A 12213-nucleotide genomic window follows, 5' to 3' on the forward strand; every position below is an offset into this window, starting at 1 on the left:
CTGTCAGCTGTCCGTGGTTCAGGAATCCTGCGGCGGGTAGACGAGGATGTTCTCGCCCTCGATGGCCGCCGCGTAGCGAACCAGCGGTCGCGGGGCCGGCCCACCGAGCACGGTACCGTCCTGGTAGGCATAGCGTGATCCGTGGCAGGGGCAATAGAAGTTCGCCTCATCGGTGTCCGTGCCGACCGCGCAACCTTGGTGGGTGCAAATATTCGAGTATGCCAGCACCGTGCCCGCGTCGGCGCGATAGAGCAAGACTCCTAGGTCCTTGCCGCTTGCTGGACCGCGCACGGTCACTTCGGCCTTGCCGTTCTCGGGCAATTCTGCCGTGCCGAGCACAATTTGCCCTTCCCCGCTGGGGCTGGGCGCCTCGCTCTCCGGGATAGCTGGCTCGGAGGAGGATCCGCCGCTACAGGCGGTGAGCGCAACGATGGTTCCTGCGGCACCGGCCGCCCCGAGCAAGTTGCGGCGCGTTGGTGGGATAGATCCATTCATAGGCCAATTGTTGCAGACGATGCCCGGGCTGGCACTAGCCCAAGGGCATTTATTCCTCCGCCGCCCGTCGCTAGGCCTGGCCCAGATACACCACGATCTGCTCATCTTCGATGGTGCAGGCATAGCGAGGCAGCGCGGCAATGGCCGGACCGGCGGACACCGCACCGTCGGCGGGTTGGAATCGCGAGCCGTGGCAGGCGCAGTAGAAATCATCTTTGGAAGATTTCGTAGTCACCGCACATCCTTGATGAGTGCAGATATTCGAGTAGGCATGCACGGTCTTCGCATCCTGGCGGAAAAGCAAGACGCCTATTTCTTCACCGGTAGCCGGGTCCTTCGCCACGACCTGTGCGCGGGACTTCTCGGGAAGGTCCGCCAACGGCAAGACGTTCTGCGCTTCGCCGGTTGGTTCGGGCACTTGCCCGGGTGTCGGATTCGGGGCGGCAGATTCTCCGTTGCCGCAGGCGGCGAGCAGGGCGCTGGATCCTAGAAGCGCGGAGGCGCACATCACCGTGCGGCGGGCTGGGCGTGCAAATTCGGTCATACCGGGATTCTCTCAGATGAACCTGTGCCATAGCTAAGCCGAAGATTACTCTCGTCTCTAGTCAACGCCGATTGTGTCCGGCATGGACAACGCCCCGTGCTGCCAACGACTCCGTGGGGGAGTCGGCAACACGGGGCGTGAACTGCCGGGGTGTTAGGAATTGAATTTCTTCCCGTTCACCCGCTCGGAGGCTCCGACCTGATCCAGATACGGGGTGATCCCGCCCAGATGCATTGGCCAACCCGCACCGGTGATCATGCACAGATCAACGTCGGCGGCCTCGGCGACCACCCCTTCGGAAAGCAGCAGGCCGATTTCTTCGGCCAGCGCATTCTGCACCCGGGTGAGGATCTCATCCTTGGTCGACGGCTTGCCGCCGAAGCTCAGCAACGCTTGGGCCGCGGGATCCAGCATCGGCTGGCCGTTGCCGTCCTTGGCCCATAAGCTGGTGATCTTCGCGTCGACCAATTTGCCGAGGTTCTCGGACACCGCGAACCGATCCCCGAAGGACGCGTTGAGCGACTCGTTGACGTGCTGCGCGACGGGCAGACCCACCATGGCCAGGAGCGTGAACGGCGTCATCGGCAGGCCCATGGGAGTCAGCGCGGTATCCGCCGTCTGCGCGTCGGTGCCTTCGTCGAACGCGGCCTGAACTTCGCTCATCAGCCGCAAGAGCACGCGGTTCACCACAAATGCCGTGGCGTCCTTGGTGCGCACCGTCGTCTTGCGCAGGTTCTTGCCCAGGGCGAAGGCGGTGGCTACGGTGGTTTCATTCGTCCACTGCGTCGCAGCGATTTCCAGCAGTGGCATCACCGCTACCGGGTTGAAGAAGTGGAAGCCGACAAGGCGTTCGGGATGCAATAGGTCCCGTCCCATCTCGGTGACCGAGAGCGAGGAGGTGTTCGTGGCCAGGATGCATTCGGGGGAGACGACGGCTTCTACCTCGGCGAAGACCTGCTTCTTGACGTTGAGTTCCTCGAAGACCGCCTCGATGACGAAGTCGGCATCGGCGAACACCTCCTTGGTGACCGAACCGGAAACCAGCGCCTTGGCGCGGTTGACCGCGTCCTGGCTCATCCGGCCTTTGCCGTGCAACTTGTCGATCTCACCGTGGATGTAGGCCAAGCCCTTGTCGATGCGTGACTGATCCAGATCGGTGATGATCACCGGAACGTTCAACTTGCGCACGAAGAGCAAGGCCAGCTGGCTGGCCATGAGGCCCGCGCCGACCACGCCGACCTTGGTAACCGGTCGGGCGAGCTTGGCATTGGGCGCTCCGGCCGGGCGCTTGCCGCGCTTTTGCACCAGCTCGAGGAAGGCATACACGGTATTTTTGAACTGGTTGGTGGCCATCAGCTCGGTGAGCGCCTGGATTTCCAGTTCGGCCGATTCCTTTTGGGTGAGCTTCAACCCCTGGCGGAAGACTTCGAGCACCTTGTAGGGCGCGGGGGCTGCTCCGGAAAGTTTCGCGTCGACAAACTGTTCGGCCTTGTCTGCCGCCTGCAGCCAGCGTCGGGCTACCTCTGGATCGCTGGGGTCTACCGAATTTTCTCGTTTGACCTCGATGTCGCCGCTGAGCACGCCGTCTGCGAACGCGACCGAGCTCTCGATGAAGTCGGCGGGCTCGAATAGCGCATCGGCCACACCGAGCTTGTAGGCCGCCGGGCCGGAGAGCGTGCGGTTGTTGTTCAGCGGGTTCTCCACCATGACCTGCAACGCGTTTTCTGGTCCGATGAGCCGCGGCAGTCGGTAGACACCGGCCCATCCCGGGATCAGGCCCAGGAAGGCTTCGGGCAGCCCCAGGGCTCCGGCTGCGGTGCTCACCGTGCGGTAGGTGCAGGCCAGCGCGATTTCCAGACCGCCACCTAGGGCAAGCCCGTTGGTGAACGCAAAGGTCGGCACCCCTAGATCTGCGAGCAATGCGTAGGCTCGGTGCCCGAGGGTGGCCATCGCGGTCGCCTGCTCCGGTGCGGAGAGCCGGGTGACCGCCGAGAGGTCGGCGCCGGCGATGAGGAAGTAGGGCTTGCCGGTGATGGCCAGTCCGTGGATTTCCCCGGCCTTGGCGCGGGCCGCCTGCTTTTCGAGCGCGGCATGCAGCTCCAGCAGGCCGTTGGGGCCCAGCGTGGTGGGCTTCTTATGGTCCAACCCGTTGTCCAGGGTGAGCAGTACCAGGGTTTTGCCGCTCGGTAGGGCTACATCCTTGGTGAACGAGTGGGTGATCGTTTCATCGTGCATGAGTTCGGCTACGGCCGAAAAGTCCTGAGTCATTTCTTGCTCCCTAAGCCTTTGCGCCAAATTCTGCGTGGTTTGGATTCTCCCAAATCACCGTGCCACCCATGCCGAGGCCGATGCACATGGTGGTAATTCCGTAACGCACCGTGTGGTCCTCTTCGAACTGGCGGGCCAGCTGAGTCATCAGGCGCACGCCCGAGGAAGCCAGCGGATGGCCAACGGCGATCGCCCCGCCGTAGCGGTTCACCCGCTCATCGTCTTGTGCGATGTTGTAGAAGTCGAGGAAGGAGAGCACCTGCACGGCGAAGGCCTCGTTGATTTCGAACAGTCCGATATCGGTGATGCTCAGGCCGGCCTTGGACAGCGCCTTTTCGGTGGCCGGAACGGGGCCGTATCCCATGACATCGGGCTCCACCCCGGCGAAGGCGAAGGAAACCATGCGCATCTTCGGTGTCAGTCCCAGCTCACGCACCGCTGCGCCGCTGGCGAGCATAGCTGCGGTGGCCCCGTCGTTCAGTCCCGCCGCGTTGCCGGCGGTCACCCGGCCGTGGGCACGGAATGGGGTGCGCAGTTCGGCCAGCGATTCCAAGCTGGTGCCCGGCCGCGGTGGCTCGTCAACGGTGTTGACCGCCCAGCCTTCGCCCGGACGCTGCGCGGCGACCGCCACGAGATCCGGCTGGATCTGGTTGTTCTCATAGGCGCGAGCCAGTTTGTTTTGCGAGGCTACCGCGTAGCTGTCGGCGCGTTCCTTGGTGATTTCCGGAAAGCGGTCGTGCAGGTTCTCCGCGGTGTTGCCCATGTTCAGGGCCTGCGGGTCAACGATCTTCTCGGAGAGGAAGCGCGGGTTCGGATCCGCGCCCTCACCCATGGGGTGGTTCCCCATATGCTCGACGCCGCCGGCGATGGCCACGTCGTAGGAGCCGAAGGCAATGCCGCCGGCCAGCGAGGTCACCGCGGTCATGGCGCCCGCGCACATCCGGTCGATGGCGAATCCGGGCACCGACTTTGGGATTCCGGAGAGCAGGCCCACGGTGCGTCCGATGGTCAGTCCCTGGTCGCCGGTCTGGGTGGTGGCAGCCATGGCGATCTCATCGATCTTCTCGGCGGGTATTTCTGGGTTGCGGCGAAGCAGGCCACGTACGGCCTTGACCGCGAGGTCATCGGCGCGGGTGCCGTGGTAGATTCCCTTCTCGCCTGCCTTGCCGAAGGGGGTGCGTACCCCGTCGATGAAGACGACATCGCGGTCGTCGAGCGAGGTGTGCGCGTTTCCGGGCACGGTCGAGGTGTTGACACTCACCGTCGGGCTCCTTGGGGTAGTTTCAGGCTGCCCCGAGAGCCGGGGCAGTGGCCAGCATCACTGTGACCTGAACCATACGTTACTCATGAGTAACTTCAAGTGCAAGTGCTGGTTCCACCCTCCGGGCCCCGCTAGCGCTATTTTGCTCTAGCCGCGCAGCGCCTGGGCGAGTTTTGCGCTGAGCAGATCACGTTGCCAGGGGCGCGCGCCGAGTTCTTCCAAAGCGGCATCGATCGATCCGGCGCTGTATATGGCCGGGGGATTCCAGCACAGCGCACGCAAGAACTTCGGGGTCAGAAGATTTTCTCCCGGAATGTTCCATTCTTCGCTGACTTCCGCAAGCACCTCTCGGGCAGCCGTCAGCCGGACCGCGGCCTGCGGGTTCTTCTCGCTCCACAGGCGCGCGTTCGGCAGTTCCGAACCGCCGGTTCGCAGGTCTGGGAGGTCCGTGGAATTTCGCCCGCGCTGCATCGCATCCAGCCAGCGCGGAGCGTCGCGCTTGGCGCTGCGCCCGTGGAAGCCGGAAATCTGCAGCAATGCGGGGACGCTGTTCGGCCGGTGGTCGACGGCTGCCATAATCGCAGAGTCTGGCAGCAAGCGGCCCGGAGCCACATCGCGGGACTGGGCCAGGGTCTCGCGGGACTGCCAGAGCTCACGCGCCACCGCGAGATTGCGCCGGTTTTTGATCTTATGGATTCCGGAGAGTTTGCGCCAGGCTTCCGGTGGGGCCACCGGGTCCGGCAGCTGGCGGACGTACTCGAATTCTTGGACGGCGAATTCCAGCTTGCCCTGCTCCTCAAGCACCTCGGAAATCTTTTCGCGCAGTTCGAAGAGCACCTCGACGTCCAGCGCCGCGTAATTCAGCCAGGACTCCGGCAGCGGCCGGGTGGACCAGTCCACCGCCGAGTGTTCCTTGGCCAGCTGCAGTCCAAGCAGTTCGCCGACCATGGTGCCCAGGGCCACGCGGGGGAAACCCGCCAAGCGTCCGGCCAGTTCGGTATCGAACAGGCCGGTGGGGGAGAGTCCCGCGTCGTGCAGGCAGGGTAGATCTTGGGTGGCCGCGTGGAGGATCCACGGCAGCTCGTTCATGAGTTCCAGCAGCGGGTCCAGCGAGTCGAGGCTCTCCGGGTCGATCAGCCAGGTGCTTGCGCCTTCGCGGCGGATCTGGATGAGGAAGGCGCGTCGTCCATAGCGGAATCCACTGGAGCGTTCGGTATCGACGGCCAGGTCCCCGGTGCCGGCGCGTAGTGCGCGCACCGCTCGATTCAGCGCCGCCGCGGTGTTGATGACTTCCGGAATGCCGTCTCTTGGGGCGGTCAGTGGGGTCAGGGTTGGCTGGTCTGCGGCTGGCTCTGAAGTAGTCATGGTCCCTCTATTCTAGGACCGATGGCGCGAAGTTTTAGCTTAGGCGGCGATGCGGCAGCTGCTGCACGCCCTCGGGAAGCGGCGGCATGCCGGCAAAAGTGCACACCATATCGGCCCAGGCGCTCAGGTGTGCCCCGAGCTCCTCGCTCTGCTGCGGGGTCCAAGAAGCGCGCAGTTCGATGTCGATATGGTCTTGCTCGCCTTCCAAATTGCCAAAGGACTCTGAGATGACCCGGGTGGCGGTGCCACCGGCAGAATGGTAGGAGGCCTGGCGTTCGCGCAAGGCATCTTCAAGCCAGCTCCAGGCAACCGAGGCAAGCATCGAGTCCTGGCCCATTTCATGATCCAGGCGCGCCCGGATATAGCTCACGACGCGGAACTGGCCGCCCCATAGTTCCTGGCCTGCCGGGTCGAAGAGCAACACGAAGCGTCCGGTCGCCAGCGGGGCTTCGGGCTGCAAAAACGGGGTGCGCGAGTACTCCTGGCCGTGCTCTCCGTGGCCGGGCCCAGAGCCTTCCAGCACATCACCGCTGAGCGCCAAGGCGAACGGCGCCAGACGCGCAGGAGCAGGGATTTCGGTGATCTTCAATTCCTTGCGAACGGCGGCATGCGAAAGTTCGCCCAGGGCCTTGGAAAACGCCGGTGGGATAGCTGCAGAAGCACGATCGTTGGTCACAGGTCGAGTCTAAAACGCGCCGCACCGCGGTAGCGGTACGGCGCGCCGAGACGGCTCAAGCTGCGCGGTAGGCAGCCAGCAGCTCGCGAAGTTTTGCGGTGAATGCGCTGACATCTTCCTCGGTGGTGTCGAAGGAGCACATCCAACGCACGTGACCTGCTGCGCGGTCCCAATCGTAGAAGCGGAAGTGCTCACGCAGCTGATCGGAAACCTCGGTAGGCAACTGCGCGAAAACCCCGTTGGCCTGGGCCGGGTACACCAGCTCTACGCCGTCGAGCTCTTCCACGGCGGAAGCCAACTTCGCAGCCATCGCATTCGAATGCCCGGCCAATTCGCGCCACAGCCCGGTCCCGTAGAGTTCGAGCAATTGCGCTGAGATGAAACGCATCTTGCTGCCGAGCTGCATGTTCATCTTGCGCAGGTACTTCAGATCTTGGGCCAACGCGGGATCAAGGGTCAAGATCCCTTCGCCAAGCAGCAACCCGTTCTTGGTGCCGCCGAGCGAGACGATGTCGACCCCGACGTCGGTGGTCAGCTCGCGCAACTCGACACCGAGCGCGGCGGCGGCATTGCCCAAGCGTGAACCATCCAGGTGAACCTTCATGCCCAGTTTGTGGGCGTGCTCGGTGATGGCTCGAATTTCATCCGGGGTGTAGATCGTGCCTAATTCGGTGCCCTGGGTGATCGACACCGCCAGCGGCTGTGCCCGGTGCTCATCGCCCCAACCCCAGGCCTCCTGATCGATCAGTTCGGCGGTGAGCTTGCCATCGGCCGAGTCGACCTGCAACAGCTTAAAACCGCCGATGCGTTCCGGCGCGCCATTCTCGTCGACATTGATATGCGCGGTGCTCGCGCAGATCACCGCACCCCAGCGGGGCAGCAAGGACTGCAGGGCGGTGACATTTGCGCCGGTGCCGTTGAAGACCGGGAAGATCGCGGCCTGCGCACCGAACAGTTCTCCCGCCATCGCGTCCAGCGCGGCGGTGTATTCGTCATCGCCGTAGGCGCTCTGGTGCCCGCCATTGGCGCGGGCAATTGCCTGGAGGATGCGTGGGTGCACGCCGGAGTAGTTATCGGAGGCGAATCCGCGCACCGCAGGGTCGTGGCTAAAAGTCATGAGATTTTTGGTCCTTCGTAATGGTGCTGAGCAGGTGATGTGCCCAGTGGAAAACGCTACACCAGCAGCGCCAAATCGCGCTTAGGCCTGGGCCAGCGGTAGTCGCTGTCCGTTGTGCTCGAGCGCCGCGGCGTCCAGAAGCTGCACCGCTGCCTGCGCGACGGTGTCGACGGAGGTATGCCCTGTCGGAATCTCACCGGCAGACTTGTCGCTCAGTGCCTTGACAACCCAACTCACGGCGGCTGCCTGCGGGGCCTGCTTGCTAAATAGCCGGGCGATCGCATTGATCCAGTGCTCGGCGGCGGCCTTCACCGCGCCGTAGTTCGCGTTCGACGGGGTCGGATTCGTCACCGCCTGGGCGCTGATGATGGCCAGCCGGCCGGCCTCCGAAGCCACCAGGTCATCAACGAAGGCGCGGGTGGTGTTGCGCAGCGTGGTCAACACGTTGGTGTGCAAGAAGTCCCAGTCGGAGTCTGTCTGCCCGGTGATCGACTTGCCGCCGCGCCAGCCGCCGACCAGATGCAGCAGCACATCGATCTGGCCGTGCTGCGCATGGACCTTCTCGGCCAGGTCATCGACGGCTTGGCGGTCGGCCAGGTCGCATTCGTAGCGTGCGGTGGCGAAGCCAAGGCGTTCGTCCAGGCGTGCGGCGTTGCTGCCGACCACCAGCACGCGCGCCCCGGCGTTGAGGAGTTGGCGGGCCGTTGCGACCCCGGCGGCCGAGGTGGCCCCGGCGATCAGCACCAGCTGATTGTTCTGTACTTTGCTCACGGTATCGATCCTAGATGCTGGTGGCGCCGGTCATGCCGCGGGTGGACTCGATCACCGCCGCCATTTTTTTGTTCAACGCCTCGTAGAACATCGACAGGGGGAACTCATCGTCCAGCACCTGGTCGGTGATTTCGCGCAGTGGCGCGGTCAGCGGCAAGGCTTCAGGACCCTTGGCCCACGCCGAGGCAGGGTTCGGGGTGACGGTGGCAGAGACCAGCTCATAGGCCGCCAGCCAATGGGCGAGCTTCGGGCGGTCGATGGACTTCCAGTACAGTTCGTCGATCGCTTCCCCCAAGGCCGCAACCACCTCGGGCACCTGATCCCAGTCGATGCTCAGCTTGGTGTCGGTCCAGTGCAGGACGTGGTGCTGGTGCATCCAGGCGAAGAGCAGCTGCCCGCCCAACCCGTCGTAGTTGCGCACCCGCGAGCCTGTAATCGCGAAGCGGAAGATCCGGTCGAATATGACCGCGTACTGCACCAGCTTCGCGGTCTGTGCTGCCTTCGGATCGCTTGCCGGGTCCGCGGCGATCTTCATGGATTCGCGGAAAGCCGTCAGGTCGCAGCGCAGCTCTTCGAGCGAGTAGAGGAAGAACGGCATGCGCTGCTTGATCATGAATGGGTCGAAGGGCAGGTCCCCGCGCATGTGCGTGCGATCGTGGATCAGGTCCCACATGATGAAGGTTTCTTCGGTCAGCTGCTGGTCGGTGAGCAGCTGCGCCGCATCGGCGGGCAGCTGCAGGTTGGTGATCGCCGCGGCTTCCTTGAGCACCTTGCGGAAGCGGGCCGCCTCGCGGTCCTGGAAGATGGCGCCCCAGGTGAAGGAGGGGGTTTCGCGGATGGCGACCGATTCGGGGAAGAGCACCGCGGAATTGGTATCGTAGCCGGCGGTGAAATCGATGAAGCGCAGCGGCACGAACAGCGCGTTGGAGTAGCTGCCCGCCTCCAGCTGCGCGATGAAGTCAGGCCACATGACCTGCACCAGCACGGCTTCGAGGTGCCGGTTGGTCGAACCGTTCTGCGTGTACATCGGGAAGAGCACCAGGTGCAGGAGCCCGTCTTCACGCTGGGTCTGCGGCTGGAATTCGAGCAGCGCATCCAAGAAGTCCGGCGCGCCGAAGCCGCTGGCCTCCCACTTTTTCAGATCTGCGACCAGCGCCTGCAGGTAGTTCGCGTCATGGGCGAAATGCGGCAGCAGGTCATCGATGGCCTCGACGATGGTGCCGATCAGTTCGCCCGCGCGTGGCTGCATCGCGGCCTCGGCGAGGGAGCCGTCCTTGGACTGCAGCGTCTGGAATTCACTGGCAGACGCCTTCAGTGCCAGCCATGCCTCGTGGGTGGCGAGCATCTGTGCGGTTGCCTGTGGGCTGTGGGAGATCTGGGTCATCGTGGGGCACCTCTTCAAGTTCTTTGGTCGTTTGCGTTGCTTAGCTATCACGCTACGCCCAAAGAACAGAATTAGTGTTGCTCAGCCAATCATGACTAAGCATTCCTAATGCTTAGTGTGAGGTGCGACCCACGACGGTCAGAGCTTTTAGCCCTCCGTTTCCCGCAGGGTCAGGCTCAACGAATTCATGCAGAAGCGCAGGTCCGTCGGCGTCTTGAAGCCTTCCCCCTCGAACACGTGGCCCATATGCGAATCGCAATTCGCGCAACGCACCTCAACGCGTTTCATGCCCATCGACTCGTCGGTTATGTAGCGCACCCGATCCTCGGCCAGCGGCGCATAAAATGAGGGCCACCCGCAGCTGGCATCGAACTTCGTGCTGCTGGCGAACAGCTCCGCCCCGCAGGCGCGGCAGGCATACACGCCCTCGGTCGTGGTATCCCAGTATTCACCCGTAAAGGGTCGTTCGGTTCCGGCCTGGCGCAAGACATGGAACTCCTGCGGGGAGAGGATCTGCTGCCAGTCGATTTCGGTCTTCTTCGATTCTTCGCTCATACTGATGCAAACGAATTGCGTCGCGAGATGATTCCCGAGACCGCATTTGAGAGTATGGAATCATGGCCCGGAACATTGTTGAAACCTTAGAACCGCGCAAAACGGTGCCCGCGACGCTGATCGGCGTGGGCCTAGGCGTTGCCGCCGGCTCGTTGCTGGCCGCGAGCGTTTCCGCGCTGGCCGGGTATTTTGCCCGGCGCGTGGTCACTCCCGAAGAACGCCGCACCGGCAACGCGGTGATCCGCGAGATCGTGACCGACGCGGAAGGCCAGCTTTGGCTGCACTTCCTGAAGGATGCCGACACCGCCGATCCCGGCGGGTGCACGCTGATCTCCGAAGCCGATACCTGTGCCGCCCGGCTCTCGGCACCCCGCGCGGTGCCCGGCAAACCGCGGCTGATCGCCCGCAAGCTGGAGCATATCTACCGAGGGAGCCTGGACGGGGTGCGCCGCGGCTACCTCTCCGGGGCGATCTACGAACATCCCGAAGACCTCGGCATCGCCGCGCAAGATATCGAACTGGCGCTGGAAGGCGGCCCGGGACCGGCCTGGCTGGTGCCGGGCACCAGCCACAAGAACCTCTGGGTGATCGGGGTGCACGGGCGCGGGGCACGGCGCAACGAAACCATCCGCGCGCTGCCGGTGCTCACCGAGATCGGCGCCACGGTCCTGCTGATGAGCTACCGCAATGACGGGCTTGCCCCGAATGCGGCCGATGGCCGCTATGGGCTGGGGGATACCGAATGGCACGACGTGCAAACCGCCGTGCATTACGCCCGCGAGCACGGGGCCACGCAGATCGTCTTGCTCGGCTGGTCCATGGGCGGGGCGATCAGCCTGCAAACCGCGGACCGCTCCGAGCTGGCCCAGTGCATCGATTCGCTGATGCTCGTCGGCCCGGTGATCAACTGGGTGGACGTGATCTCCCACCAGGCGCGGCTCAATAAGATCCCGCAGACGGTGGGGCTCTTTGCCGGCTGGCTGCTGACCAACCGGGCCGGGCGCTGGGTCACCGGGCTCGCGGCGCCGGTGAACCTCAAGCGGCTGAATTGGGTGGAGCGGGCCAGCGAACTGAAGCACCCGACGCTGATCATGCACAGCCAGGACGACCAATTCGTCCCCTACGGACCTAGCCTGAAACTGGCTGCGCTGCGCCCGGACCTGGTCACCCTGCGGGTCTTCTCCGGGGCCGGGCATACCCGCGAGCCCAATAGCGACCCACAGGGATTTGCCGCCGCGATTCGCGAATTCCTCACCGAACGCCTGGCCGCTCAGCGCTGAGTGGAGATCGGCGCCAGCAGCGCGCCGAGGGCCTTCACCGCATCCTGCGGGCGCAGTTGCAGGCTGAAGCCGCGCCGCCCGCCGGAAATGAAGATGCTCTCGAACCGCTGCGCACCGGCATCGAGCACGGTCGGCGAGCTCTGCCGCTGGCCGAAGGGGGAAATCCCGCCGAGCACATAGCCCGAACGGCGCTGCGCGGCCGCCTTATCGGCCATCTGCGCCTTCTTCTTGCCCAGCGCCGCGCCGACCGCCTTCAGATCCAAGGCCGCATCCACCGGCACGATCGCCACCGCCAACTCCAAGCTGGCATTCGCGCCGGTGGAGACCATCAGCGTTTTAAACACCCGATCCCCGCCGACGCCCAGCGCCGCGGCGGCCTGCGCGCCATAGCCCTCGGCCGAATCGCCCGGGCTGTAGCTGTGCGCCACATAGCTGATGCCCGCCGCGTCCAGCGCGAGCGTTGCCGGGGTGGAGGCCCCCTTCGATTTCTTCGCCAT

12 protein-coding genes are annotated in these 12213 nt (G+C 64.3%); 1 reads left to right on the forward strand and 11 read right to left on the reverse strand.

Annotated elements, in window-relative coordinates:
* Nucleotides 1–18: 18 nt before the first annotated feature.
* The 10 genes from CQ019_RS03085 to msrB form a co-directional block, all read right to left on the reverse strand.
* The gene (locus CQ019_RS03085) at nt 19–495 is read right to left on the reverse strand and encodes a ubiquinol-cytochrome c reductase iron-sulfur subunit (protein WP_181148232.1); all 477 of its coding nucleotides are present in this window, start codon (nt 493–495) and stop codon (nt 19–21) included.
* Nucleotides 496–565: 70 nt separating this feature from the next.
* Complete coding sequence (locus CQ019_RS03090; RefSeq protein WP_105568894.1) at nt 566–1039, reverse strand: Rieske (2Fe-2S) protein; 474 nt, start codon at nt 1037–1039, stop codon at nt 566–568.
* A 153-nt stretch (nt 1040–1192) separates the two neighbouring features.
* Nucleotides 1193–3307 carry a 3-hydroxyacyl-CoA dehydrogenase NAD-binding domain-containing protein gene (locus tag CQ019_RS03095; RefSeq protein ID WP_105568895.1) on the reverse strand — a complete coding sequence of 705 codons (2115 nt, stop codon included), beginning with the start codon at nt 3305–3307 and terminating at the stop codon, nt 1193–1195.
* A gap of 10 nt (nt 3308–3317) precedes the next feature.
* The gene (locus CQ019_RS03100; protein ID WP_105552369.1) at nt 3318–4568 is read right to left on the reverse strand and encodes an acetyl-CoA C-acyltransferase; all 1251 of its coding nucleotides are present in this window, start codon (nt 4566–4568) and stop codon (nt 3318–3320) included.
* 147 nt (nt 4569–4715) lie between these two features.
* Nucleotides 4716–5933: a ribonuclease D gene (locus tag CQ019_RS03105; RefSeq protein ID WP_105568896.1), complete on the reverse strand. Its 1218-nt coding sequence runs from the start codon at nt 5931–5933 to the stop codon at nt 4716–4718.
* A gap of 34 nt (nt 5934–5967) precedes the next feature.
* Nucleotides 5968–6609 (reverse strand): DUF3000 domain-containing protein, encoded by a 642-nt coding sequence (locus tag CQ019_RS03110; RefSeq protein ID WP_105552367.1) that lies wholly within the window; start codon nt 6607–6609, stop codon nt 5968–5970.
* A 55-nt stretch (nt 6610–6664) separates the two neighbouring features.
* A complete protein-coding gene (locus CQ019_RS03115; protein ID WP_105568897.1) occupies nt 6665–7726 on the reverse strand; it encodes a low specificity L-threonine aldolase in 1062 nt (353 codons plus the stop codon).
* 81 nt (nt 7727–7807) lie between these two features.
* Nucleotides 7808–8497, reverse strand: coding sequence for an SDR family oxidoreductase (locus tag CQ019_RS03120; protein WP_181148233.1), 690 nt, complete (start codon nt 8495–8497; stop codon nt 7808–7810).
* Between the two features lie 10 nt (nt 8498–8507).
* On the reverse strand, nt 8508–9881 hold the full coding sequence (locus CQ019_RS03125) for a DUF6421 family protein (RefSeq protein ID WP_105568899.1): 1374 nt from the start codon (nt 9879–9881) through the stop codon (nt 8508–8510).
* 147 nt (nt 9882–10028) lie between these two features.
* On the reverse strand, nt 10029–10436 hold the full coding sequence (msrB, locus tag CQ019_RS03130) for a peptide-methionine (R)-S-oxide reductase MsrB (RefSeq protein WP_096286355.1): 408 nt from the start codon (nt 10434–10436) through the stop codon (nt 10029–10031).
* 62 nt (nt 10437–10498) lie between these two features.
* On the opposite strand from msrB, the gene CQ019_RS03135 reads away from it, so the two are divergent.
* A complete protein-coding gene (locus CQ019_RS03135) occupies nt 10499–11716 on the forward strand; it encodes a S9 family peptidase (RefSeq protein WP_096286353.1) in 1218 nt (405 codons plus the stop codon).
* Here CQ019_RS03135 and ybaK read toward each other — a convergent pair.
* Nucleotides 11707–12213: a Cys-tRNA(Pro) deacylase gene (ybaK, locus tag CQ019_RS03140; protein WP_096286351.1), complete on the reverse strand. Its 507-nt coding sequence runs from the start codon at nt 12211–12213 to the stop codon at nt 11707–11709. The two genes, CQ019_RS03135 and ybaK, sit on opposite strands and share 10 nt — an antisense overlap.

Origin of the sequence: Arthrobacter sp. MYb229 (assembly GCF_002975405.1) — a bacterium.
Classification (GTDB): Bacteria; Actinomycetota; Actinomycetes; order Actinomycetales; family Micrococcaceae; genus Glutamicibacter.

What these genes read in the sequence shown, in the direction of transcription:
- CQ019_RS03085 (WP_181148232.1), bottom strand. Translation starts at nt 495, where the DNA reads ATGAATGGATCTATCCCACCAACGCGCCGCAACTTGCTCGGGGCGGCC.
- CQ019_RS03090 (WP_105568894.1), bottom strand. Translation starts at nt 1,039, where the DNA reads ATGACCGAATTTGCACGCCCAGCCCGCCGCACGGTGATGTGCGCCTCC.
- CQ019_RS03095 (WP_105568895.1), bottom strand. Translation starts at nt 3,307, where the DNA reads ATGACTCAGGACTTTTCGGCCGTAGCCGAACTCATGCACGATGAAACG.
- CQ019_RS03105 (WP_105568896.1), bottom strand. Translation starts at nt 5,933, where the DNA reads ATGACTACTTCAGAGCCAGCCGCAGACCAGCCAACCCTGACCCCACTG.
- CQ019_RS03115 (WP_105568897.1), bottom strand. Translation starts at nt 7,726, where the DNA reads ATGACTTTTAGCCACGACCCTGCGGTGCGCGGATTCGCCTCCGATAAC.
- CQ019_RS03125 (WP_105568899.1), bottom strand. Translation starts at nt 9,881, where the DNA reads ATGACCCAGATCTCCCACAGCCCACAGGCAACCGCACAGATGCTCGCC.
- msrB (WP_096286355.1), bottom strand. Translation starts at nt 10,436, where the DNA reads ATGAGCGAAGAATCGAAGAAGACCGAAATCGACTGGCAGCAGATCCTC.
- CQ019_RS03135 (WP_096286353.1), top strand. Translation starts at nt 10,499, where the DNA reads ATGGCCCGGAACATTGTTGAAACCTTAGAACCGCGCAAAACGGTGCCC.
- ybaK (WP_096286351.1), bottom strand. Translation starts at nt 12,213, where the DNA reads ATGGCGAAGAAATCGAAGGGGGCCTCCACCCCGGCAACGCTCGCGCTG.